Below are 23,849 nucleotides of genomic sequence, written 5' to 3'. Positions count from 1 at the left end.
CGGCGCTCGGAGCCGCCCGCGGCGGTCAGGCGCGGTTCGGGCGCAGGAGGATCTTGCCGCCCGTCTGCTTGCGGCTGAAGGCGCGGATGACGTCCGGCTCGAGCGCCTCGCGCAGCGAGACCTCGGCCGCGTAGGCGCTCCGGAAGGTGGTGGCGAGCTCGGCGGCCACGCGATCGCGCAGCGCCTGCACGCGCGCCGGGCCGGCCTTGGCCAGGAAGCCTGTCAGGATGAAGCCGCCCACGCCCCAGGCCATGCCGTAGCTGCGGGCCAGGGCCGTCGGGCCGGGATCGAGGCCGCCGTAGATGTAGACCTGCTTGTGCCGGCTGGAGCCGTAGCGGCTGTAGGCGCCGCCCTTCGCGGCCTGGGCCTGTTCCATCGCGGACAGGATCTGGCTGGTCAGCGGGCCGCCGCCGACGGCGTCGAACCCCAGGGTGGCGTCGGTGGCGGCCACCGCTGCCGCGAGGTCGGCCTGGAAGGTCGGCGCGCTCGTGTCGACGACATGCCGCGCGCCCAGGGCCCGCAGCTCTTCGGCCTGCTGCGGGCTGCGCACGACGTTGACGAGCTCCACGCCGTCCGCGGCGCAGAGGCGGATCAGCATCCGGCCGAGGTTGGACGCCGCCGCGGTGTGCACGAGCGCGGCGTGGCCCTCCATCCGCAGCGTCTCGACCATCCCGAGCGCGGTCATGGGGTTGGCGAAGGCCGCCGCCCCGTCCGCGGGGTCGGTCCCCTCGGGAAGCGGCAGGACCATGGCCGCGGGCAGCGTCCGATACTGGACGTACATGCCGCCGCCGAACACCGAGACCACCCGCCCGACGAGGGTCTGCGCGGCCGGGTCGGAGCCGGCCGCGACGACGACGCCGGCGCCCTCAACGCCGGTCGGCAGGGACTGGCCGATCCGGCCGGCCACGGCGGGCCGCAGCGCGGGCGGGATCGTCGCGGTCGTGACGCCGTCGCGCGTCGCGAGCGTGGTGAGGTCGGCCGGACCGAGCAGCAGCCCCAGGTCGCCGGGATTGACCGGCGCCGCCTCGATGCGCACGACCACCTCCGCCGCGCCCGGGGGGCGGACGGGCGCATCGGCCAGCGACAGCTCCAGGACGCCGTCGGCGCGGATCTGCGAGCGCAGCTCGAGGCCGGCGGCAGGGTAGGGCGGGCTCAAGGGTCGGCCGGATGCGGAGGCCGCGTGTAGGGGTCGTTCGGGCCGCCGATCTTCTCGAGCACGAGGTGGCCGTAGTCCGGCCGCGTCCAGTGCAGGCGGCCCTTGTCGTCCAGCCAGCGCCGCACCTCGCGGTTCGTGCCCTTCGGCCGCAGGATGAAGACGCCGTTCTCGTAGCTGGCGATGGCGACGATGGGGGTCTTGAAGTCCCGCACCGAGACGTCCTGGACCGCGTTCGCCTCCGTGCCGTCGGCGCGGGCGTCGGCGATCGTGCCGCCGCCCATGTCGACGATGCGGTTCCCGCACTGCTCGATGCGCTCGGCGTAGGTGGAGAAGCGCGACGAGGCCTCGGGCGGCTTGCCGTTCTCCTCGATCACCTTCCAGATCCCCCGCAGGTCGGGCGCCCCCGCCACGAGGGGCTCGGTGCAGGTCTTCAGCACCGGCGGCGGGAAGGTGCGGCCGTAGCCGCGGGGGCCCGGCGGCGTGTGGGCGACCGGAATGTCGCCGGCCATCACCGGCTTGCGCGCCTCGGGCGCCGCGGGCCCGGCGCTCCCCAGGGCCAGCAGCCCCACTGCAAGCACCCACGCTGAACGCATCGGCCGCCCCTCCCAGCTGTCGGTGAGAACGGAAGCATAATTCCGGTTCCTGTACAACGCCGTTCTGGACCTCGCCGGCGCGACGGGACTAAGCTGCGCCCGTCATGAAGGCCTAGCTCCACATAGGCGCCGCGAGACATCGCCGGCCTCGAGCCCCGCGCCCGCCAGAGGCGCGGCCCCTTCTGCTGTTTTCCGAGGCGACTCATGCCCACCGACCCGGTGACCAACCGCTATGGCGCCATAGCGGCCGAGATCTACGACATCGACAAACCGTACTTCGCCCTGCCCGACACGGCCTTCCACCTGGAGCGCTTCCAGAATTTCGGCCGACCCATCCTGGAGCCCGCGTGCGGCTCCGGCCGGACCCTCGTGCCGTTCCTGCAGGCCGGCCTGGACATCGCCGGCTTCGATCCGTCGGAGGAGATGCTCGCCCGGTGCCGCGCCCGATGCGCCGCCGCGGGCGTGTCCGCGGACCTGACCCGCCAGCGGTACGAGGACTTCGCCTACGCCCGGCGCTTCGGCGCCATCCTGATTCCGGTAGGGTCGTTCACCCTCGTGGACGACGTCGCCGCCGCCCGGGCGGTGCTGCGGCGGTTCTTCGACCACCTGGAGCCGGGCGGGATCCTGGTCGTCGACCAGCAGGGACTGAACGTCCTGGCGGGGCAGGGGCAGGATCGGCGGCGTTGGACCGCCCCGTCCGGCGACGTGCTGACCTGCGAGGGAATCCGGACCCACACCGACTGGCTGGGGCAACGGGCCGAGACGACCTACCGCTACGAGCGCTGGCGCGACGGCCGCCTCGTGGAGTCGCAACTCGACGTCATGGCGCAGCGCTACTGGGGACTGGAGGAGTTCCGCCTCGCGCTGGAGGCCGCGGGCTTCACGGACGTGAGCGTGGTCGGCGGCTACGACCGGCGGCGGGGCCCCCGCACCGGCGACCGGGTCCTCACGTTCGAGGCGGTCCGGCCGGCCTGACGACAAAGGGGCGGCCGCATCGCTGCGGCCGCCCCCCGACGTTCGTCCATGGCTTCGAGGTCAGAAGACCTCGAACAGGCCCGCCCCGCCCATGCCGCCGCCGATGCACATGGAGACCACCACGTGCTTGGCGCCGCGGCGCTTGCCTTCCTGCAGCACGTGGCCCGCGAGGCGCGCGCCGGTCATGCCGAAGGGGTGGCCGATGGCGATGGAGCCGCCGTTGACGTTGTACTTGGCCGGGTCGATGCCCAGCTTGTCGCGGCTGTAGAGGCACTGGCTGGCGAAGGCCTCGTTCAGCTCCCACAGGTCGATGTCGTCGACCTTCAGGCCGTGACGCTCGAGCAGGCGCGGGATCGCGAAGACCGGGCCGATGCCCATCTCGTCAGGCTCGCAGCCGGCGACCGCCCAGCCCTTGAAGACGCCCAGCGGCTGGAGGCCGCGGCGCTCGGCTTCCTTGCCCTCCATCAGCACGACGGCGGCGGCGCCGTCCGACAGCTGGCTGGCGTTGCCGGCGGTGATGAAGTTGCCCGGGCCCTTCACCGGCTCGAGCTTGGCGAGGCCTTCCGCGGTGGTGTCGGGACGGTTGCACTCGTCCTTGTTCACCACGTAGTCGACGATGGACTCTTCCTTCGTGGCCTTGTCGACGACCTTCATCTTGGTCTTCATCGGGACGATCTCGTCCGCGAACTTGTTGGCCTGCTGAGCGGCGGCCATGCGGCGCTGGCTCTCCAGGGAGTACTCGTCCTGGTACTCGCGGCTGACCCCGTAGCGCTTGGCCACGATGTCGGCGGTGTCGATCATGGCCATGAAGATGTCGGGCGCGATCTTCAGCAGTTCCGGGTCGTTGTTGTCACGGCCCACGCCCATGTTGGGCATCGAGATCGATTCGACGCCGCCGGCCACCACGGCCTGGGCGCCGTCGTTGCGGACGTAGTTGGCCGCCATCGCGATCGTCTGCAGGCCCGACGAGCAGAAGCGGTTCACCGTCACGCCCGAGGTCGTGATCGGCAGGCCGCCGAGCAGGCCGGCCTGGCGGGCGATGTTGCCGCCGCCGTGCGCGACGTTGCCCATGAACACGTCCTCGATGTCGGCCGGGTCGACGCCCGACTTGGCGACCGCGTGCTTCACCGCATGGGCGGCCATGCTGACGGTAGGGGTCATGTTGAACCCGCCGCGCCCCGACTTTGCGAGGCCCGTACGGGCATAGGAAACGACGACGGCTTCACGCATCTGGTTCTTCTCCCAACGACTGAATTTGAAGCCCCGGTCGGGCGCCGGGGCCTGTCGGCCCCAACCTTTGCACTCCGAGGCGGAAATGGCTAGCAGGGCCTCGGACAAAGGTGCAGGCGCCGGCCGCGCCGCGCAGCCGCGAAAACGGCTTTCCCTTTGGCGGGCCGCGATCTAGGGACGCAGGCGCTCAAGCTGGGAACGGAAGATCGCATGGCGGCCAGGAGCCCCGTCCGCACGACCGGTATAGCTGCGCTGCTGGCGCTTTCCCTGGCCGCGTGCGGCCGGGACGGCGGCGAGACCACGCCGCCCGAGCGCGGCGACCGCGCCGTCGCCCGCGTGGACGGCAAGACGGTCTGGGTGTCGGACGTCAAGCGCGAGGCGGTCGCCCAGGGGCTGATCGGCGAGGGCGAGCCGCTGGACCCCTCGTCGGACCTTTTCCGCCAGATGACCGACGAGGTGATCGACCAGAAGCTGCTGGCCGCCGAGGCGGTCCGGCGCAAGCTCGACAAGGACCCGGTGGCCCAGCGGCGGCTGGCCGCGGCGCGCGACCGGGTGCTGGGCGACATGCTGGTGGAGCGGACGGTCTCGGACGCGGTGACCGAGAGCAACATCCGCGGGCTCTACGAGGAACAGCAGAAGCTGGCGCGGCGGTCCGAGGAGGTCCGGGCCCGCCAGATCGTGCTCGCCACGCCGGCCGAGGCCGAGCAGGTGAAGAAGCTGCTGGGCGCCGGGGCGTCCTTCGAGGCGCTGGCCATGGAGCGGTCGCGGGACGCGGCCACGCGGTTCAACGGCGGCGACCTCGGCTACTTCACGACCGACGTGATGCCCGAGCCCTACGAGGCGGCGCTGAAGGGCGCGAAGAAGGGCCAGCTCGTCGGTCCGATCCCCGTGGAGGGCGGCTTCGCGCTCGTGCGGGTGGAGGACGTCCGCGAGGAGCAGCCCATCGCCCTCGACGCCGCGCGGCCGCAGATCGTGCGCTTCCTGACCTACGACCGGATCCGCGACCTGCTGGAGAAGCTGCGCGCCAAGGCCAAGGTCGAACCGCTGATCAAGCCGGAAGCCGGCGTGAAGAAGCCCGTCCCGCCGGCCGACGCCCCGAAGGCGCCCGCTGCGCCCGCCGTCGCCCCGCCATCGAAGGGAGCCGCCTCATGAGCCGCAAGCCGAAGTCCACGGCGGCCGCCAAGCGCGCCGCGCCCAAGGCCGCCAAGCCGGTCGAGGTGGTCGGACAGACCCTCGAGCGCGCGCTGGACCCCCTGGCCAGCGCCCTGAAGCGCGCGGCCCTGCGCCGCGCCGACAAGCAGGCCCACGCCTTCGACTCGCCGAAGGCCGACGACGGCAAGGCCAAGGTGGACAAGGGCGCGATGCCGGTCTCGCCGCTGGCGGTCCCGTTCCCGCGCATCGAACCCGTCCAGGGCGTCCAGCTGGCGACCGGCCGGGCCGGATTCTACAAGCACGAGCGCGAGGACCTGCTGGTGATGAGCTTCCCCGAAGGGGCGAGCTGCGCCGGGGTGTTCACCCGCCACGGCGTGGGCTCGGCGCCCGTGGACTGGTGCAAGCGCCACCTGGAGGCCACCAAGGGCGAGGGCGTGAAGGCGCTGGTCGTCAACGCCGGCTGCGCCAACTCCTTCACCGGCCGGCCGGGCGCCGACGCGGTGCGCCGCGTGGCCTCGGCGGTGGCCAAGCGGTTCGACTGCCGCCAGCGGGACGTCATGGCCGCCTCGACGGGCGTGATCGGCGTGCTGCTGGACGACGCCAAGATCGTGGCGCGGCTGCCGGAGCTGGAGGGGCGGCTGACCCCCGACGGCTGGGGCCAGGCCGCGCGGGCGATCATGACCACCGACACCTTCCCGAAGGGCGCCTACGCCGAGGCGCTCGTCGACGGGGTGAAGGTCCGCATCGCCGGCATCTGCAAGGGCTCGGGCATGATCGCGCCCGACATGGCGACCATGCTGGCCTTCGTGGTGACCGACGCGGCGATCTCGCCGCGGGCGCTGCAGGCGCTGGTCAGCCTCTACACGCGCAACACGTTCAATGCGGTCACCGTCGACGGCGACCGCTCGACCAACGACACCCTGCTGCTGTTCGCGACCGGCGCGTCCGGCGCGCCGAGGATCAGCCGCGCCGGCGAGCATCGCCTGGCCGACTTCCGCGACAAGCTGGAGGGCGTGCTGCTCGACCTGGCGCACCAGCTGGTGCGGGACGGCGAGGGCGCGACCAAGTTCATCAAGATCACCGTCACCGGCGCCGAGACCGCCGCCTCGGCGCGGCGCATCGCCCGCTCCATCGCCGACAGCCCGCTGGTGAAGACCGCCTTCGCCGGCGAGGACGCCAACTGGGGCCGGATCGTCATGGCGGTGGGCAAGGCCGACGAGCCGGTCGACCGCGACAAGATGAGCGTGAAGTTCGGCCACCACTGGGCCGCCCAGGACGGCCTCGTGGCCAAGAGCTACGACGAGGCGAAGATGAGCGCCTACATGAAGAAGCAGGAGCTGGAGGTCAGCGTCGACGTCGGCGTCGGCAAGGCCAGCTCCACCGTGTGGACCTGCGATCTCACCAAGCGGTACGTCGAGATCAACGGGGACTACCGCAGCTGATCTACCTCCCCTGCGCAGCGGGGGAGGGGGACCGTCCGCCGAGCGCAGCGAAGAGCGGATGGTGGAGGGGGCGAGCCCCAGGCGCAGCGGATCGACCGGCCGCCCTTCGGCGCAGCGGCGGGGGCTCGCCCCCTCGACCCCTCCCGCGCCTTTGCGGGGATGAGCGGAATCAGGGGGTGGGCTTCTTCCAAGGCTGAACCCGTCCCGGCGGGTCGGCCAGGCGGTAGTTGGTGAAGCGGGGGTCGAAGACCGGGCCGTAGAAGGGGTCGGCGTCCAGCACCGGTCCCCAGCGCTCGCGCATGACGGCCACCTCGCGGGCGAAGCGGGCGGCGGCCTCGGGCGCCAGGTCCGAGCCCCGGCTGGCGCTCTCGTGGTGGTCCAGCGCGGCATAGGGCGTCCAGACGACGTCATAGCCGGCGGCGCGGACCTTCAGGCACAGGTCGACGTCGTTGAAGGCCACAGCGAGGCCCTCGGCGTCCATGCCGCCGACCTCGTCCCAGACGGCCTTCCGCATCGCCAGGCAGGCGGCGGTCACCGCCGAGACGTTGCGGGCCAGGACCAGGTGGCCCTGGTAGCCGGGGTGGTCGGCGTGCGCGCCGGCGTAGAGGTGGCCGGCCACCCGGTCGGGACCGCCGCCCACGCCCAGCACCACGCCCGCGTGCTGCAGCGTGCCGTCCGGATAGTAGAGCTTCGCGCCGACCGCCCCGACGTTCGGGCGCACGGCCTGGGCCACGAGTTCGCCCAGCCAGCCGGGCTCGCGCACGGCGATGTCGTTGTTCAGCAGCACGAGGACCTCGCCCCGGGCCTCGGCGGCGGCGCGGTTGTTGAGGGCCGCGAAGTTGAACGGTCCGGGCGCCGCCAGGATGCGCACGCGGGGATCGGCCGACAGGCGCTCGAACAGGGCGAGGGTCTCGGGGGCCTCGCTGCCGTTGTCGACGACGATCAGCTCCAGCGGGCCGTAGTCCGTACCGTGCAGCACGCCGTCGGCGCAGCGGGCCAGCAGTTCGGCCCGGTCGCGCGTGGGCACGATGACGCTGACCAGCGGCGGCGGCCGGGGGGCGGCGCGGCGCACCCGCAGCCAGCCCTGGGCGCCCGGCAGGCGCTCCACGGCGGCCGGCTGGCCGGTGCGCGCCAGGTGCTCGGCCACGGCGCGCCGGGAGGCCTCGGCGCACTGCTCGGCGCGGGCGCGGGAGTACGAGCCCTGCCGGCCCTGCCAGCGCCAGTGGTAGAGCACCCACGGGATGTGGCGGATGCGGTCGGTGCGCTCGGCGGCCCGCAGCAGGAGGTCGTGGTCCTGCGCCCCGTCGAACGCCTCGCGCACGCCGCCCAGCGCCTCGACCAGCGACCGGCGCATGACGGTGAGGTGGTTCACCGCGTTCACGGCCAGCATCAGCTCGCCGTTCCAGTCGGTCTTGTGGTGCGGCTGCGAGCGGCGGCCGCGCTCGTCGATCTTGTCCTCGTCCGAGAAGACCACGTCGGCGTCGGGATGGGCCGCGAGCTCGACGGCGACCTCGTAGAGCGCGCGCTCGGCCAGGAGGTCGTCGTGGTCCAGGAAGGCCACGAAGTCGCCGGTCGCCAGCGCCAGGGCGGCGTTCGTCGCCGCCGCGATGCCGCCGTTGGCCGCGCGGCGGACGATGCGGATGCGCGGCTCGGCGGCGGCGTAGGCCGTGAGCGCCGCCCAGACCGCGTCGCCCGGCGAGGCGTCGTCGGCGATGCAAAGCTCCCAGTCCGGGTAGAGCTGGCCGCGGACCGAGGCCACCGCCTCGTCCAGCAGGCGCAGGTCCGAGCGCCAGCAGGTCATGACGACCGAGATGCGGGGCCGGGCCGGGAGGCGCCCGACGTGCGCGCGGATGGCGTCGCGGTCGGCGTCGGTGAGGGTGTCGTGCCTGGCCACCCAGGCGCGGTACTCGGCGTCGGTCTGCGACTGGGCCCCGACCACGCTGCGCACGAAGCTCTCGCCCCAGCGCGTCTTCGTCATCGCCACCGCGACCTGATGCACCACCGCATGCGCCGGCGGCCAGCGTCGGACGACGCGGAGCGCGGCGGCGGCGGTGCTGCGAAGGCTGGGCATCCCGCGCCGAGGGTTACTTGGGTTCCCGGGCAGGGGCTAGGGCGTGGGCGCACCAGGCAGGCTGCGGCGCGTTGCAGGCCGCCTCCCGCCATACCTCCCCAAGAGCATCATCCCGCGGCTTGTCCGCGGGATCCATGTCTCCGCCGGCTGTGAGCCAGGCGTTCATGGAACGACCGACGCCCGGCCGGTTCTGCGCCCTGCAGCCGCCGGCATGGGTCCCGCGGACAAGCCGCGGGATGACGGCGTTGAGGCCGCAGCGGGCCGCTTCGCCTACCGGTTCGACCAGACGCCGTTGCTGCCGCCGCCGCCCTGGGAGCGGCCGCCGTTGCCGCCGCCGCCGCCGCGGCGACGCCGGCCGGGGCCCTTGAAGGCCGGCTTGGCTTCGGGGCTGCGCGGGGGCCGCGCCGGGCCGCCTTCGTGCCGGTGGCCCGGCTTGGCGTCGGCGTGGTTGCGGTTGCGCTTCGGCGGGTGCTTGGCGCGGTGCGGCTGGGCCGCCTCGGAGCGCTCGGGCTTGCCCGGGTCGGGCAGGGCGGCGGTGGCCGCGCCCAGGTGACGGTCGTTGCGGCGGTCGAAGCTGGGGATCCGCTGGCGGGTCACCTTCTCGATGTCCTTCAGCAGGCCGCGCTCGTCGTCGGCGCAGAACGCCACCGCCGAGCCGTCGGCGCCGGCGCGGGCCGTGCGGCCGATCCGGTGGACGTAGGCCTCGGGCACGTTCGGCAGCTCGAACTGCACCACGTGGCTGACCGCATCGATGTCGATGCCGCGGGCGGCGATGTCGGTGGCCACCAGCGCGCGGACCTCGCCGGCCTTGAACGCCGCCAGCGCCCGCTCGCGCTGGCCCTGGCTCTTGTCGCCGTGGATCGAGGCCGCCTCGACGCCCACCTGCTCCAGCCCGCGCGCCACGCGGTCGGCGCCGCGCTTGGTGCGGGTGAAGACGATGACGCGCTTGAAGCTGTCGTCGTCGAACAGCTCGGCCAGCAGGGCGCGCTTGCGCTGCTGCTCGACGAAGAGGATGCGCTGGTTGATCCGCTCCACCGTGGTGGCCTGCGGGGTGACCGAGACCTTCACCGGGTTGGGGTTGAGGATCTCGCCGGCGAGGACCTCGATCTCCTTCGGCATGGTGGCCGAGAAGAACAGGTTCTGGCGCTGGCGCGGCAGGAACTTCACGATCTTCCGGATCGGGACGATGAAGCCCATGTCCAGCATCTGGTCGGCCTCGTCCAGGACGAAGGTCTCCACGCCCTCGAGGGTCATGGTCTTCTCGCCCAGGTGGTCGAGCAGGCGGCCCGGGGTGGCCACGAGCACGTCGACGCCGCCCGCGAGCGCGCGCATCTGGCCGCCGTACTTCACGCCGCCGAACACCACGGCGACCGAGACGCCCATGTGCCGCCCGTAGGTCTTGAAGCTCTCGCCGATCTGGGTGGCGAGTTCACGGGTGGGAGCCAGCACCAGGACGCGGGCGCTGCGGCGCGGGGCCTGGCGCTTGGTCTCGGCGAGGCGGTGCAGGATGGGCAGCGCGAAGGCCGCGGTCTTGCCGGTGCCGGTCTGGGCGATGCCCAGGATGTCCTTGCCGTCCATGACGCCCGGGATCGCCTGGGCCTGGATCGGGGTGGGATTGACGTAGCCCTCGTCGGCCAGCGCCTTGAGCAGCGGCTTGGCCAGGCCAAGGTCGGTGAATTGGGTCAAACGATAGTCTTTCACGTATGCGACGAACGCGCCCAGCCGGTCGCTCCGGGGGCGCGGGATCGCGGGTCTTTGGGGAGCGCCCCGCGTGATGGGCGATCTATGAGAAGTCTCTCACTGCGCTCGACAGGCTGGGTCCGGAGGGACCCCACGCGGCTGGAGCGTCGCTAGCGCTCAGGAGGAGCGCAGGCCGCACATCGGGGTTTCACGCGGCAAAGTCAACCCACGCAGTCGGAATAGCGACCCCGCGCCCCGGTTTCGGGCCGCATGTTGCCTTTGCGGCCACACCCCGCCAAGGAAGCCGGATGACGAAGCCGATGGTCCTGGTCGCCGCCGCGGCCCTGGTGGACGTGGACGGCCGGGTGCTGATCTGCCAGCGCCCGGAGGGCAAGCAGCTGGCCGGGCTCTGGGAGTTTCCCGGCGGCAAGGTGGAGCCCGGCGAGACCCCGGAGGCCTGCCTGATCCGCGAGCTGAACGAGGAACTCGGGATCACGGTGACCAAGGCCTGCCTGGCGCCCTTCGTCTTCGCCAGCCACGAGTACGAGACCTTCCACCTCCTGATGCCGCTCTACCTGGTCCGGCGCTGGGAGGGCGTGGTGCGGGCGCTGGAGCACAAGGCCATCGCCTGGGCGCGCCCCAACGGCATGGACGCCTACCCGATGCCGCCGGCGGACGCGCCGCTGGTGGCGTGGCTGCGGGACCTGATCTGATGCGCCAGGCGGCGACCGTGCTCGCGGTGCGGACGCCGGGGCCCGGGCTGCACGAGATCACCCGGGACGTGGCCGCCTGGGCCCACGGGCAGGGCATGGCCGCCGGGCTGCTCACGCTCTTCTGCCGCCACACCTCGGCGTCGCTGACCATCCAGGAGAACGCCGACCCGGACGTCCGCCGCGACCTGGAGGACTGGGTGGCCCGCGTGGCGCCCGAGAGCCCCGGCTACCGCCACCAGGACGAGGGGCCGGACGACATGCCGGCCCACCTGCGCAGCGTGCTGACCGGCGTGCAGCTTTCGATCCCGCTGCTGGACGGCCGCCTGGCGCTCGGGACGTGGCAGGGCGTCTACCTGTTCGAGCACCGCCGCCGCCCCCACCGCCGCGAGGTTGCGATGCATCTGCTGGGTGAATGAGATGCGCGTCCTGGCGGCTCTCCTGGCGCTGACGCTGGCGGCCCCCGCGCAGGCCGGCTGGCGGCGCATCGACCTGCCGCGCGACGATGTCACGCTGCGCGCGGTCGCGATCTCGCCGTCCGGCGCCTTCCACGTCTCGGGCGGCAAGGGCGCGCACGCGGTGAGCCAGGACGGCGGCCGGACCTGGCGCTTCTCCGCGCCGCAGGGCGAGGCGGCGTACGACTTCCGGGGCGTCGCTGTGGCCGGCGACGGCGCCGTCCTGCTGATGACCGCGGGCGAGGCCGCGAAGGGCGACGCCAACATCTTCCGCAGCGCCGACGGCGTGAGCTGGACGAAGACGTTCCAGACCACCGAGCCCGGCGCCTTCCTCGACACCCTGGCGCTGCGCGACGGCCGGCGCGGGTTCGTGCTGGGCGACCCGGTCGACGGGCGCTGGTTCGTGCTGCGCACGGACGACGGCGGCCGGACGTGGACCCGGCTGCCGGGGCCTGCGGTGAGGCTGGGAGAGGCGGCGTTCGCGGCGAGCAACTCGGCCCTGTTCCTGGGCCCCGGCCGGGAGGTGTGGATCGTCGGCGGCGGCCTCGCCCGCGCCCGGGTGTTCCATTCGCGTGACGACGGGGCGACCTGGTCGGCGTCCGAAACCGCCATCGAAGGCGACGAGAGCGCGGGCCTCTTCGGCGGGATGGCGCTGGGAGGCGGCCGCGCGGTGGTCGTCGGCGGCGACTACAGGGCCGAGCTGCGCGAAGGCCCCGCGATCGCGCGCACGCAGGATGGCGGACGCACGTGGACGCCCGCGCCCGACGCCGGGACGCCGCGGCTCCTGGAGGGGGTGGCCCGCCGGGATGCGCGCACGCTGATCGCCGTCGGGCCGCGCGGCGCCTCGGTCAGCCGCGACGACGGGGCCACCTGGCGTCAGGTGGACGACGAGGCCTTCCACGCGATCGCCTGCGCGGGGGCCACGTGCGTCGCGGCGGGCTCCAGGGGCCGCGTCGCCGTCTGGATCGACGACTGAGACCTCGGCCTCCCGGGCCGGGCGGCCGCGTTCAGAGCCCCGCGCGGCGCGTGGGCCGGGCGGCGTCGACGACGCACTGTCCGGGATCGGCCATGGCGTGCAGCCCCAGGCAGTAGATGTCCTCGTAGTGCGTGCCCGCCGCCGCGAGGCACTGGTGGAAGTTGAGCTTGGCGATGCGCAGGCACTGGCCGGCCCGGGGCTCCTGCATCAGCGAGCGGGCGGCGCGGTCCTGGCCCAGGACGGTCAGCGCCGCCACCGCCACGCCGCGGGTGACCACCGGGGTCGCGCCGCTCCGCCGCCCGCCCTCGGCCAGGGCGGCCTGCAGGCGCGCGCGGTCGGCGGGTTCGGCGCGGTAGCCGGCCGCCTGCTTCACGGCCGCCAGCCGCTGCGGGCCGTTGGGCACCTGGGCGCGCGACCAGGGCTGGTGCTGGACGCTGTACGAGGCCTTGCGCACCCGCTGCCCGGCGCCCGCCAGCGCCTCGCCGCGACGGGCCAGAGCCGCGTTGGCGCGGGCGGCGGCGGCCGAAGCCCCGGGCGTCCTCAGGGCCGCCTCGGGCGCGGCGGCGATGCGCCGGCCGAGGTCGCGATCGGCGCGGACGGCCGCCACGAAGCCGGGCTCCTGCAGGGCGGCCAGGGCGGCGTAGGCGATCATGCTGGCTTCCAGCTGCCGCGGCTCGTAGCCGGCGGCGGTGCGCAGCCGCTCGCCGATCTCGGCCGGCCCCGAGAAGGCGGGGTCGATGGCCGCGGCCTTGCGGGTGTAGGCCTCGAACGCCCCGGCCTGCGCGGCCAGGCCCACGTCGAGGTAGCCGCCCGCGGGCGCGCGGGCGCCCCGGGCCGGCGGCGGCGGCGCGGGCGTGGCGCAGCCGGCCAGCGTCGCGGCGATGAGGGCGGCCGTCAGGCCGCGGGCAGTCCTTGGGCGCACGTCGATCTCTCCCCGACGAACCGCCCCCCACTGACGCAAGCTTGGCCGCGAACGGCCCGGCCTGCGCCGTGGCGGACTGTCACACCGCCAGGGTTATCAGAGTCTTATGGCGCAGCTTGCGACTGGCCGGCCGGGGTCCAGCCGGTCAGGGTGATGATCTCGAAGGTGGCCGGAACGCGGCCGTCGGCGGTCCCGAACCGCTCGGCGTAGAGCGCGCAGGCGCGCGCCAGCAGGGTCCGGGTCAGCGGCTTGGGATGCCGGTCGGCGAGCACGCTGGTCTCGCCCATCTGGCGCAGGTCGGCCAGCAGGCGCAGCGGGTGGGCATAGGTCACGGTCACGGTGTCGACGTCGGCCACGGGCTGGATGAAGCCCGCGCGCTGCAGCAGGCCCGCGGCGTCGGCGGTGTCGGCGAAGGGCGAGACGCGGCTGCCCGCGCCGCCCAGGATCTCGGCCTCGGCGGCCACCAGCGACTGGCGCAGCTCGGTCAGCGTCACCCCGCCCAGCAGGGCGGCGATGAACAGGCCGTCCGGTCTCAGCGCGCGGCGCGCCTGGATCAGCGCGCCGACCACGTCGTTGGTCCAGTGAAGCCCCAGCGTCGAGACGATCAGGTCCAGGCTGGCGTCGGCGAACGGCAGGCGCTCGTCGTCGGCGACCAGGCGCGGCCCCGGCCGGCCGGCGAGCATCCGGGGCGACAGGTCGGCCTCGATCAGCATCCCCACCTTGCCCGGCGCCTCCTGGGCCAGGGCCTCGGCGAAGGCGCCGCCCCGGGCCGAGAGCTCGGCCGCCCGGGGGAAGGTCTTCAGGATGGGGGCCAGGCGCTCGGCGATGTCGGTCGCGGCCCGCCGGTGCAGGAAGTCGGCCGCGCCGAAGCCGCCCGCCGCCCGGTCCAGGCGCTTGCGGTGAAGCTCGCGATCGAAGAGCCTCGGGGGCGTGGCTGGAGGCGGGGCCGGCATTGGACGCCGAGAGAGACGATTTCGCCGCGACATGGAAGCCCCGCGTTCAGGCGGCGTGGCGCGGCGCGCTCGACATGCTGTTCCCGCCCCAGGCGCTGGACGGCGGGCCGCGCCCGCTGGCGGGGGGCTTCTCGGCCGACGCCTGGAGCCGCATCCGCTTCCTGGACGGCCCCGTCTGCGACGGCTGCGGGGCGCCGTTCGCGTTCGACTCCGGCGTGCGCTGCCCGGCCTGCCTGGCCAAGCCCCGCGCCTTCGACGCCGCCCGGGCCGCGTGCCTCTACGACGAGACCTCGCGCGATCCCATCCTGCAGCTGAAGCACGCCGACCGCCTCGATCTGGCGCCCATGCTCGCCCGCTGGCTCAGCCGCGCCGCCCGCGACCTGATCGAGCCGGCGGACGCCATCGTGCCCGTGCCGCTGCACCCCCTGCGCCTCCTGTCCCGGCGCTACAACCAGGCCGCCGAGATCGCCCGGCCGCTCGCCCGGCTGACCGGGACGCCCTACCTGCCCGACGCGCTCGTGCGCCGCCGCCGCACCCAGACCCAGGGCGGCAAGTCCGGGACGGGCCGCCGGCGCAACGTGGCCGGCGCCTTCGAGACGCCCGAGGTCCGCCGCCGACAGGTGGAGGGCCTGCGCATCCTTCTGGTCGATGACGTGTTGACCACGGGCGCCACCGCGGAGGGCTGTGCGCGGGCGTTGAAGGCCGCCGGGGCCGCCCGCGTGGACCTGGCGGTGGTGGCGAGGGTCCAAGCGCCGCAAGGACTCACTATATGACGGCGAAACGACGACGGCTGCGAGCGAGATGACCCAGGTCACCATCTACACCAAGCCCTTCTGCCCCTACTGCATCCGCGCGGTTGACCTGCTGGAGCAGAAGGGCGTCACGTTCACCGAGATCTCGGCGGCGTTCGACCCCGACAAGCGCCAGGAGATGCTCCAACGCTCGGGCGGCCGGGCGACCTATCCGCAGATCTTCATCGGCGACCGGCACATCGGCGGCTGCGACGACATGATGGCCCTCGAACGCGCCGGCAAGCTGGACCCGCTGCTGGCGGCCTGAGCGCGCCCGAAGCGAGAGCCCCCTGTCATCCCGGTTTCCGCGCAGCGGAAGACTCCGCGGGTCCGGATAGGGCGCGGCGGCGCCGCTGCGGGCCGTCGCGGCCATCGGGCGCGTATGGGTCCCGGTTTTCGCCTGCGGCGAAACCGGGATGACAGCCGTGAGGACCGGGTAACTGATGCTCCCCCGCTGGGGGAGCTCGCGGAGCGAGAGGGGGTCCTGAGGCGCAGCGGCGCCGCTGCGGGCCGCCACCGCCATCGGGCGCGTATGGGTCCCGGTCTTCGCCTGCGGCGAAACCGGGAGGACAGCTGTGGGGAAGGGGCGGAGCTCGCGGAGCGAGAGGGGGTGCTGAGGCGCGGCGGCGCCGCCTGCGGGCCGTCTCCACAACCGGCGCGTTGCGGCGAAACCGGGATGACAGCCGTGGGCGGATGTCGGGAGGGACGGGAGTTCGCCGAGGCGAACCCAGAATGGGCGCCGTTTCTCCAGTATCGGCGGTGCTAATCTCGCGAATTAACGAGATAACTATACCAAAGTATATGGTTTTCGGATTTCGGAAATCTCGACGTTACGGCTCCCGAGCCCCAGAAGCAGGCCGATCTGCTTGGGAAATTGGGGGCCATCTTGTCCGACCTTACGCCGCGTCCCGTCCATCCTGCGTCCTCGCGCAAGGCCCTGCTGCTCGCCCTCCTCGCGGGCGTCTCCGCCGCGCCGCTGACCGCGCACGCGCAGCTTGTCGTCTCGAGCAGCGCCGACGCCGCCACGCTCGTGTCAGGCGCCTACAATCTCACGGTGGGGAACCTGGCAGGGTCGGGCGCCGACGCCGCAGGGGGACGCCTTCATGCAGCCGCCCACGTCCCTGAGCCGCGCCGTGGCCGCCCGGCGCGACGTTCTGATCCCGCTCCAGCGTCGTCAGAGCCAGCCGAAGCCGGTGGTCCACTACCTCGTGGTCAGGCGCTAGGTTCGCGGGGCGCCCCACGGTCCCGAACGCGGGCGTCGACCGTCGCCGCGCATGCACCACAGGCGCGGCTTTCGCACCGCCGCCAGGGCTTCAGGCCATGAAAGTCTTGCGCCGAGCGGGGAGGACGGCATGGGACGCTGGCTGGGACGGCTGATGGGAAGCGTGCTCGCCGCGACGGTGGCGGCCGCGCCGGCGCAGGCCCAGTTCGAGCCGGGCGAGATCGTGCTCAAGGTCCCCCAGGAGGAGGCCGTCGTCCGCAAGGTCCTGGCCGCGCCCCAGATGAAGAAGGCGCTCGACTACGTGAACGCCTCGGACGAGGAGACCATCCGCGAGTGGATGAGCCTGTGCAACGCGCACGGGCCGTCGGGCGACGAGATCTTCCGTGCGCGGCTGATCTGGAAGCTGCTGCGGATCTACGGCCTCGAGAACGTCTTCATCGACGACCAGCGCAACGTCATGGGCATCCGGCGGGGGGAGGGCGGCGGACCGACCGTGGTGCTGAACGCCCACTTCGACGACAACGCCCAGGGCTGGCCCAAGGAGCAGCCGATCGAGGCCTTCGTGGCGGACGGCCGGATGTGGTGCCCGGCGGCGGGCGACGACCTGGCCGGCGTGACCCAGGTGCTGACGATCCTGCGGGCCATGAACGCCGGCGACATCCGCACGAAGGGCGACGTCTGGTTCGCCTTCTTCACCGGCGAGGAGCCGCTGAAGGACAACGCGAGCAACGGGGCGGGCCTGTTCGTCAGCTCCAACTACCCGCACAACTTCGACTGGAAGCGCGGCGACATCCTGATGCAGCTCCACGGCGGCGGCGGGGCGGGGGTCAGCACCGGCAGCGTGGAGGTGCGCCACCGCTCGCAGCTGCGCATCTTCGTGCCGCTGGACCGCAGCGAGTGGGGCAAGCACGCGGTGGACGCCCTGGGGCCGATCATCGCGCGCCTCAGCGCCGAGGTGCGCGATCCGCGGGCGTCCAGTTCCGAGCGCACGTCCGCCGGGCGGCCGAAGGACCTCGTCATGATGAACATGGCGCAGATCGCCGCGGGCGAGACCCTCAACCAGACCGCCACCGAGGCTTCGATCCGCTTCAACCTGCATGCGCTCCGCGAGGCCGACCTGTGGCGCGTGCACGATCAGATCCAGCGGATTGCGAAGGAGGAGTGCGCGAAGGCGGGCTGCACCGTCCACTACGCCATCAACAGCAAGAACGGCCTGGAGGGCGGCCTGCCCGGCTTCGACGCGGTGAACAACGCGCCGGCGCGGATGGCGGTGGCCGCCTCGAACGTCCTCTACGGCAATGTGGGCGCGGTGAACCCCATCGGCGGCTGCGGGGACTGCGCACGCGCCTACCGGAACGGCATGCCGGCCTTCTCGCTGCGCGGGAACGTGATCGACTACGGGGACGGCCGCTTCGACATCAAGGCCGAGCGCGGCGAGCCCCTGAAGTCGGAGGTGCGGCGCAAGACCCGCAATCACGATCCGACGGCGAGCGCGCCGATCGACGGCCTGTGGGCGGCGGCCAAGCATGGACTGGTCTTCGCCGTCGCCTACGCCGGGCTGGCCGAGCCCGCCAACTGAACGGGAGACGGCGGACATGCGCATCGGGACGCCGAAGGAGGTCAAGGTGGCCGAGGCGCGCGTGGGCCTGACGCCCGAGGTCGCGCACCTGCTCGTGTCGCGGGGCCACCAGGTCTTCGTCGAGGCCGGCGCGGGCGCCGGGATCGGCCTGAGCGACCAGGCCTACGCGGCCGCGGGCGCGACCATCGTGCCGGACGCCGACGCCCTGTTCGAGACCTCAGACCTGATCGTGAAGGTCAAGGAGCCGCAGCCGGCGGAGATCGCCCGCCTCGCGCCGCGCCACGTGCTGTTCACCTATCTTCACCTCGCCCCCGATCCGGCGCAGGCGCGGGGACTGATGGAGTCGGGCGCCGTCTGCATCGCCTATGAGACGGTCACAGCCGCCGGCGGCGGCCTGCCGCTGCTGGCGCCGATGAGCAAGGTCGCGGGCCGGATGGCGGCGCAGGTCGGGGCGGCCTGCCTGCTCAGTCCGGCGGGCGGGCGGGGTCTGCTGCTGGGCGGCGTCCCGGGCACGCCGCCGGGGGAGGTGATCACCCTGGGCGGCGGCGTCTCGGGCCTGCACGCGGCCGAGGTCGCGCTGGGCCTGGGCGCGCGGGTCACCGTGTTCGACATCTCGATCCCGCGCCTGGATGCGCTGCACGCCCACTTCGGCGGGCGCGTGTCGACCCGCGTGGCCACGCCGGCGGCCATCGCCGACGCCGTGGCCGGGGCCGACCTGGTGATCGGCTGCGTCCTGGCGCCCGGCGCCGCGGCGCCCCGGCTGGTGAGCCGCGCCGACGTGGGCCGGATGCGAAAGGGCTCGGTGCTCGTGGACGTGGCGATCGACCAGGGCGGCTGCTTCGAGACCTCGCGGCCGACGACGCATGTGGAGCCGACCTTCGAGGTGGACGGCGTCCTGCACTACTGCGTCGCCAACATGCCGGGCGCCGCGCCCCTGACGTCGACCCAGGCGCTCACGGCGGCCACCGCGCCTTTCGTGGCGGCGCTCGCCGACAAGGGATGGCGCCAGGCCACCTGCGACGATCCGCATCTGGCCGCCGGGCTGAACGTGGTGGACGGCCGCATCGTCCACCCCGCCGTGCGCGAGGCGCTGGGATTCCACTGAGCCTCAGAAGTAGGCGGTGAACTGTCCGCGGGCGTAGGTCGCGTTGCGGCCGCCGGCCGCGCGCACGGTGTCGCCCACCCAGGCGTGGGTGACCGAGAGATACGCCTCCAGATGCGGCGTCGGCCGGATGCGGGCGCGCAGCTGGACGAGCCGGGCGGTGGCGCGGCCGCCGCCGGAGAGGCCGGCCACGGGTCGGCCCTGGGCATAGACCGCGTCGCCCGTCGAGGCGCGCGTGATCCGGAAGCCGGCCAGCCCCAGCTCGGCCGGGCCCACCTGGAAGGACCCGTCCCCGCCGAGCGCGAGGTAGTTGGTCTGGAACAGGAAGGGCGCGTCGGTGACGCCGTTGTTGCTGGGGTAGGTGGGATCGAAGGTCCCGAGGCGGCGGTCGCCCGGCCGGCCGTCGCCGCTGGCATAGGCCATCACGGGCCCGACCTTCACGTCGTGGCGCGCGTCGACCCGCCAGGCCGCGTCGGCGGTGAGGCCGAAGGCGCGGATGCTCTGCGCGCCCGCGTCCCCCCACTGGGCCGTCGCCTGGGCCTCCAGCGACCAGGTCTCGGTCTCGGCGGCGTATCGGAGCCCGCCGCTCATGCGCCGCTCGGCCGCGTTCGACGACAGCCAGCGCGTGGCCGGACGCCGCCGTTCGAACAGGAAGAGCCCGGCCTGACCTGCAAGGGGAGCGGGCCCGTCGAGGGTCACGCCCTCGAAGGTCTCGTTCCGGTCGGCGCGATCGTCGAGAACGCCCCGCCGGGGCGCGGTGGGGTGCAGGCGGAAGGCGGTGAGGGTCGCGCCGCCCACCGCCAGCGTCGCCAGCGGTCCCTGGAAGGTCCGGCGCACGGTGACACCGTCGCGGGTGTTCACGAGGCGGTTGCGGAGGTCGACCTCCTGGCGGCCATACCGCAGCCGCAGCGTGGCCGGGCCCAGCCGCGCCGGCGCCTCGACGAACAGCTGGGCGATGTCGAAGCGGTCCTCGTCCTGCGCCCTGGGGCCGGGTTTGCGTCCATCCTGACCCAGGGCCATCACCTGCCCGAAGACGCGGGGGCCGTCCGGGCTCAGGTGGTAGTCGGCGTGCAGCATGGCGCGGCGCCCCACCTGCAGGAAGCTGGGCCCGCCCGCGGCGCCCAGGTCGGCGGGGTCGATGCGCTCGATCCGCACGCGGGCCTCTCCGCCCATCGTCACCCAGCCCTCGCCCGCCGCCAGATAGCGCAGGCGGTCGACGCCGGTCAGCGGCTGGCCGGCGAGCGCGCTGCAGTCCTCTAGCCAGCGGATCTGCTGCGGCGCGCAGGGGTCGGCCCGGGCGGCCCCGGCGAAGGCCGCCAGCGCCAGGATCGCCGCCGCCGGCCTCAAGCCTGGTAGACGGTGGCGCCGCCGACCACGGTGCGCTCGATCCGGATGTCCTTGATCCTGTTCGGCTCGACCGTGTGGGGGTCGTCGCCCAGCACCACGAAGTCGGCCAGCTTTCCGGGCGTGATCGACCCCTTCAGGTCTTCCTCCATCGTGTCGTAGGCCCCGTTCAGCGTGTGGACCTTCAGGGCCTCCGCCACGGTGATCCGCTGGCCCGCGCCCCAGGTCTTGCCGTCCCAGCCCGTCCGGGTCACCACGCCCTGCATGCCCATCAGCGGCGGGAAGACGCCGGCGCCGAAGTCCGAGCCGGCGCACACCGGAACGCCGGCGTCCAGAAGGGTCCGGTAGGCCATCATCCGGCCCATCAGGTCCTCGCCGTAGAAGCTGAACTTGTCGGCGTTGAAGTACAGGTAGGTGTTGAACAGGGCCGGGGTGACCCCGGCGGCCTTGATCCGCCGGGCCAGCGCCTCGTCCACCAGGCTGCAGTGCGTGATCTTGAAACGCGGGTCCTTGCGGGGCCACAGCGACTGGGCCCGCTCGAAGGCGGTCAGCGCCTGGGCGATGGTCACGTCGCCGTTGGCGTGCACGTTCACCCGGATGCCGGCGCGGTGCATCTTCTCGACCCAGGCGTTCACGGCCTCCTGGGTTTCCTTCAGGTTGCCCTTGTAGCTGGTGCCGGGGAAGGCGACGCTCATGGCCATGGTCCGTTCTGACAGCGACCCGTCGGTGGACCGTTCAGCCGTTCCGCCCAGCCGGATCCACGCGTCGCCGAGACCGGTCCGCATGCCGGCGGCGATCATCGGCTCCCAGACGTCGACGTAGCACTCGTAGTTCACCCGATGCTTCAGACGGCCCTCGGCGCGGATCTCCTGCAGCGCGCGCAGGCTGCCGCCCTGGTGGCAGACGCCGGTCAGCCCGAACTCGGCGAACTTCTGCGACAGGAAGGCCGCGCCCTCGCGCTCACGCTGCGCCGCCTCCTCGGGCGGCCAGGTCATGGGCTTGCCGACCTTGTCGAACACCAGCCGGGCGTTGTCGGTCACGCGCCCGTTCAGCTCGCCGTCGGGGAACCGGTCGTAGGTGCCGCCCGGTACGTCGGGCGTGGCTCGGCTCAGGCCCGCCATCCGGAGGGCGACCGAGTTGTAGAACGACGTGTGGCCGCCCCGGTGCCTCACCACGACGGGATGGACCGACGAGACCCTGTCGAGGTCGCGGACGTTCAGCGGCCGGCCGTCCCTGGTCTTCACATCGTCGTAGAAGTAGCCGGTGACCCAGACGCCCGGGGGCGTCTTGTCGGCGCGCGCCTTCAGCTTGGCCACGATGTCGTCGATGCTGGAGAAGCCGGTGCCGTAGGGGTCGCCCACGACCACCTCGTAGAGCAGCGACTTGCCGTCGGCGTGGATGTGGCAGTCGATGAAGCCCGGCACGACGGTCATGCCCTTGGCGTCGAGCACCTTCGTGGAGGGGCCCGCCAGGGCGCGCACCTCGGCGTCCGAGCCGACGGCCAGGAAGCGGTCGTCCTTGACGGCCAAGGCCTGGGCGCGCGGGAAGCGGTCGTCGACCGTGTAGACGCGGGCGTTGTGGACCACGAAGTCGGGCCGGGCGTCGGACCCGAAAGCGCGGGTGGCCCAGAGGGCGGCGCCTCCGGCGGTCAGGCTCAGGAAATGGCGGCGGCTGTGCGGAGGCGCGGTCATCGAAGGGCTCCGGGAGAGCAGGACCTTCAGCTACCGCGGCCCGAGGGGACCGGCCGCGGCAGCTTCCGGTCGGCGGAGTTCAGTGCGGAGTCGCTGTTCCCCGGCCGTAGAGGGGCAGCCCCGGCTTGGCGCCGGTATGCTGGCCGTTGTCGATCACGAGCACGCCGTTCACGACCACATAGGGCACGCCGACGGCGTAGGACTTGGGCTTCTCGAAGGTCGCCGTGTCCTTCACCGTGGCGGGGTCGACCACCACGACGTCGGCCCACTGGCCCTGGCGGAGCAGGCCGCGGTCCTGCAGGCCGAGGATCTGGGCGGGCAGCCCCGACATCTTGCGGACGGCGTCTTCCAGCGTGAGCACGTTGGTGTCGCGCACATAGTAGCCCAGCACCTTCACGTTGGTGCCGAAGGCCCGCGGATGCGGGAAGCCCGGCTCCTCGGTGTTGATCGCGCCGGCGTCGCTCGAGATCGCGACCCAGGGCTGCTTCATCACCAGGCGGACGTTGTCCTCGGACATGGTGTGGAAGATGCCGCCGATGCGTCCTTCGGCCTCGGCCATCAGCTTGAGGCAGGTGTCGGCCGGATCGGCGTCGCCCTCGAGCTTGGCGATCTCGGCCAGACGCATGCCTTCGTACTTCTTCTGCCGCTCCACGGTGGTGCGCGCGAGCACGATGCCCTGCCAGCCGCCGTGCTCGATCACCCAGTCGCGGAAATCGGGGTCCGCCTTGATCTTCTTCACGGTCTTCGGGTCCTTCAGCATCTTGGCGAAGGCCTCGGGGCCCTTCTCGCGCGCCCAGACGGGGAAGAAGACGTTCCAGCCGTGGTTCATGGCCGTGTAGGGGTACTGGTTGACGGTGACGTCGATCCCCTCGGCGCGAGCCGCGTTGATCCGGTCGATGTAGTGCTGCTGCTTCGGCCAGTTCACCTCGCCGCGGATCTTGTAGTGGAAGATGTGGATCGGGACCTTGGTCTCCCGGGCCATGCGGAACATGAAGTCCAGTTCCTGGTCCTGCTCGAAGCCCTCGCTGCCGATGTGCGCGGTGACGTTGCCGCCGTACTGATGGACGGTCTTCGCGAGCTCGATCACCTCCTCCGGATAGCGCGGACCGCCGCTCTCGAAGCGGAGCACCATCCCCCAGGCGCCTTCCTCCATGGATCGCGCCATCAGCATCTTCATCCGTTCGAGCTGGGCCGGCGTGGTGGCGCCCGCGCCGTAGCCGGTGGCGGCCAGGCGGATCTGCTCGAAGGCGGCGTGCGAGATGATGTTCATCGACGCGCCCTGGCGCTTCAGCCGGTCGAAGTAGCCGGTGAAGGTGGTCCAGTCGGGCTGGGGGCCGCTCTCCCGCGTCTGAGGCAGGCCGTCGCGCGGGGCGACCGACTGGCTCTCGCCGATCACGTCCAGGGTGACGCCCTGTCGCACTTTGCTCTGCGCCAGCGGGTCGGCGAGGATCGACATGTCGGTGTGGGTGTGCAGGTCGATGTAGCCCGGGGTCACCACCTTGCCCGTGGCGTCGATCACGCGCTTGGCGGTCGCGCCGGGAAGCTCGCCCAGGCCGGCGATGCGGCCGTCGCGGATGCCCACGTCGCCCGCGTACCAGGGGTTGCCGGTGCCATCGATGATGTGGCCGCCCTTGATCAGGATGTCGAAGCTCTGCGGCGCCGGCGGCGCCGACCACGCGGCCCGCGGCGCGGCGAGGCACGCCGCCGCCAAGGCCAGCGCCGTCCCCGTCACCAGCGCCCGCCGGGCGAAGCCGTCGGCCGAAGCCGCTGCCGCCGGGCCGCGGCCCATCGTCTGCCGTGTCATG

Annotated in this window: 20 protein-coding genes; 10 read left to right on the top strand and 10 right to left on the bottom strand. The window is 72.9% G+C overall.

Features of this window, described 5'->3' with window-relative positions:
• Positions 1-25: 25 nt before the first annotated feature.
• Both JNK30_RS21835 and JNK30_RS21830 read right to left on the bottom strand, forming a co-directional pair.
• Positions 26-1,156, bottom strand: coding sequence for a zinc-binding dehydrogenase (locus JNK30_RS21835; protein WP_293485702.1), 1,131 nt, complete (start codon positions 1,154-1,156; stop codon positions 26-28).
• Positions 1,153-1,749: a hypothetical protein gene (locus tag JNK30_RS21830; RefSeq protein WP_293485700.1), complete on the bottom strand. Its 597-nt coding sequence runs from the start codon at positions 1,747-1,749 to the stop codon at positions 1,153-1,155. The genes JNK30_RS21835 and JNK30_RS21830 overlap by 4 nt, the downstream gene beginning before the upstream one ends.
• Before the next feature lie 204 nt (positions 1,750-1,953).
• Here JNK30_RS21830 and JNK30_RS21825 point away from each other — a divergent pair, with 204 nt between their 5' ends.
• Positions 1,954-2,724 (top strand): bifunctional 2-polyprenyl-6-hydroxyphenol methylase/3-demethylubiquinol 3-O-methyltransferase UbiG, encoded by a 771-nt coding sequence (locus tag JNK30_RS21825; RefSeq protein ID WP_293485698.1) that lies wholly within the window; start codon positions 1,954-1,956, stop codon positions 2,722-2,724.
• A 60-nt stretch (positions 2,725-2,784) separates the two neighbouring features.
• Here the strand turns inward: JNK30_RS21825 and JNK30_RS21820 are convergent, their stop codons facing one another.
• Positions 2,785-3,954, bottom strand: a complete 1,170-nt coding sequence (locus JNK30_RS21820) for an acetyl-CoA C-acyltransferase (protein WP_293485696.1) — start codon at positions 3,952-3,954, stop codon at positions 2,785-2,787.
• A 210-nt stretch (positions 3,955-4,164) separates the two neighbouring features.
• Between JNK30_RS21820 and JNK30_RS21815 the strand changes: the two genes are divergently transcribed.
• Both JNK30_RS21815 and argJ read left to right on the top strand, forming a co-directional pair.
• Positions 4,165-5,106: a peptidyl-prolyl cis-trans isomerase gene (locus JNK30_RS21815; protein ID WP_293485694.1), complete on the top strand. Its 942-nt coding sequence runs from the start codon at positions 4,165-4,167 to the stop codon at positions 5,104-5,106.
• Positions 5,103-6,548 carry a bifunctional glutamate N-acetyltransferase/amino-acid acetyltransferase ArgJ gene (gene argJ / locus JNK30_RS21810; protein WP_293485692.1) on the top strand — a complete coding sequence of 482 codons (1,446 nt, stop codon included), beginning with the start codon at positions 5,103-5,105 and terminating at the stop codon, positions 6,546-6,548. The genes JNK30_RS21815 and argJ overlap by 4 nt, the downstream gene beginning before the upstream one ends.
• Before the next feature lie 169 nt (positions 6,549-6,717).
• Here argJ and JNK30_RS21805 read toward each other — a convergent pair whose 3' ends face one another.
• Both JNK30_RS21805 and JNK30_RS21800 read right to left on the bottom strand, forming a co-directional pair.
• Positions 6,718-8,619, bottom strand: a complete 1,902-nt coding sequence (locus JNK30_RS21805) for a glycosyltransferase family 2 protein (RefSeq protein WP_293485690.1) — start codon at positions 8,617-8,619, stop codon at positions 6,718-6,720.
• Positions 8,620-8,889: 270 nt separating this feature from the next.
• The gene (locus tag JNK30_RS21800) at positions 8,890-10,305 is read right to left on the bottom strand and encodes a DEAD/DEAH box helicase (RefSeq protein ID WP_293485688.1); all 1,416 of its coding nucleotides are present in this window, start codon (positions 10,303-10,305) and stop codon (positions 8,890-8,892) included.
• Positions 10,306-10,607: 302 nt separating this feature from the next.
• Between JNK30_RS21800 and mutT the strand changes: the two genes are divergently transcribed.
• The 3 genes from mutT to JNK30_RS21785 are packed head-to-tail and all read left to right on the top strand — an operon-like array spanning position 10,608 to position 12,440.
• Positions 10,608-11,012: an 8-oxo-dGTP diphosphatase MutT gene (mutT, locus tag JNK30_RS21795; RefSeq protein ID WP_293485686.1), complete on the top strand. Its 405-nt coding sequence runs from the start codon at positions 10,608-10,610 to the stop codon at positions 11,010-11,012.
• Positions 11,012-11,428, top strand: a complete 417-nt coding sequence (locus tag JNK30_RS21790; protein ID WP_293485684.1) for a secondary thiamine-phosphate synthase enzyme YjbQ — start codon at positions 11,012-11,014, stop codon at positions 11,426-11,428. The genes mutT and JNK30_RS21790 overlap by 1 nt, the downstream gene beginning before the upstream one ends.
• 1 nt (position 11,429) lies before the next feature.
• Positions 11,430-12,440, top strand: coding sequence for a hypothetical protein (locus tag JNK30_RS21785; protein WP_293485682.1), 1,011 nt, complete (start codon positions 11,430-11,432; stop codon positions 12,438-12,440).
• 31 nt (positions 12,441-12,471) lie between these two features.
• Here JNK30_RS21785 and JNK30_RS21780 read toward each other — a convergent pair whose 3' ends face one another.
• Both JNK30_RS21780 and JNK30_RS21775 read right to left on the bottom strand, forming a co-directional pair.
• A complete protein-coding gene (locus JNK30_RS21780; RefSeq protein ID WP_293485680.1) occupies positions 12,472-13,362 on the bottom strand; it encodes a hypothetical protein in 891 nt (296 codons plus the stop codon).
• A 104-nt stretch (positions 13,363-13,466) separates the two neighbouring features.
• Entirely contained in the window at positions 13,467-14,315 is an 849-nt protein-coding gene (locus tag JNK30_RS21775) for a methyltransferase domain-containing protein (protein ID WP_293485678.1), read from the bottom strand.
• Positions 14,316-14,389: 74 nt separating this feature from the next.
• On the opposite strand from JNK30_RS21775, the gene JNK30_RS21770 reads away from it, so the two are divergent.
• From JNK30_RS21770 to ald, 4 genes are all read left to right on the top strand, one after another.
• Positions 14,390-15,088, top strand: coding sequence for a ComF family protein (locus tag JNK30_RS21770; protein ID WP_293485729.1), 699 nt, complete (start codon positions 14,390-14,392; stop codon positions 15,086-15,088).
• Between the two features lie 28 nt (positions 15,089-15,116).
• Positions 15,117-15,374, top strand: coding sequence for a glutaredoxin 3 (grxC, locus tag JNK30_RS21765; protein WP_293485676.1), 258 nt, complete (start codon positions 15,117-15,119; stop codon positions 15,372-15,374).
• Between the two features lie 1,084 nt (positions 15,375-16,458).
• Positions 16,459-17,907, top strand: coding sequence for a M20/M25/M40 family metallo-hydrolase (locus JNK30_RS21760; RefSeq protein ID WP_293485674.1), 1,449 nt, complete (start codon positions 16,459-16,461; stop codon positions 17,905-17,907).
• 16 nt (positions 17,908-17,923) lie between these two features.
• Complete coding sequence (gene ald, locus JNK30_RS21755; protein ID WP_293485672.1) at positions 17,924-19,012, top strand: alanine dehydrogenase; 1,089 nt, start codon at positions 17,924-17,926, stop codon at positions 19,010-19,012.
• A gap of 3 nt (positions 19,013-19,015) precedes the next feature.
• Here the strand turns inward: ald and JNK30_RS21750 are convergent, their stop codons facing one another.
• The 3 genes from JNK30_RS21750 to JNK30_RS21740 form a co-directional block, all read right to left on the bottom strand.
• Complete coding sequence (locus JNK30_RS21750; protein WP_293485670.1) at positions 19,016-20,356, bottom strand: alginate export family protein; 1,341 nt, start codon at positions 20,354-20,356, stop codon at positions 19,016-19,018.
• The gene (locus tag JNK30_RS21745; RefSeq protein WP_293485668.1) at positions 20,353-22,044 is read right to left on the bottom strand and encodes an amidohydrolase; all 1,692 of its coding nucleotides are present in this window, start codon (positions 22,042-22,044) and stop codon (positions 20,353-20,355) included. The genes JNK30_RS21750 and JNK30_RS21745 overlap by 4 nt, the downstream gene beginning before the upstream one ends.
• 79 nt (positions 22,045-22,123) lie before the next feature.
• The gene (locus tag JNK30_RS21740) at positions 22,124-23,848 is read right to left on the bottom strand and encodes an amidohydrolase family protein (RefSeq protein ID WP_293485666.1); all 1,725 of its coding nucleotides are present in this window, start codon (positions 23,846-23,848) and stop codon (positions 22,124-22,126) included.
• Position 23,849 lies beyond the last annotated feature (1 nt).

The organism is Phenylobacterium sp. (assembly GCF_016793225.1).
GTDB lineage: Bacteria > Pseudomonadota > Alphaproteobacteria > Caulobacterales > Caulobacteraceae > Phenylobacterium.
The sequence above is the reverse complement of the archived record's forward strand: the minus strand, read 5'-3'. Positions and strand labels throughout refer to the sequence as shown.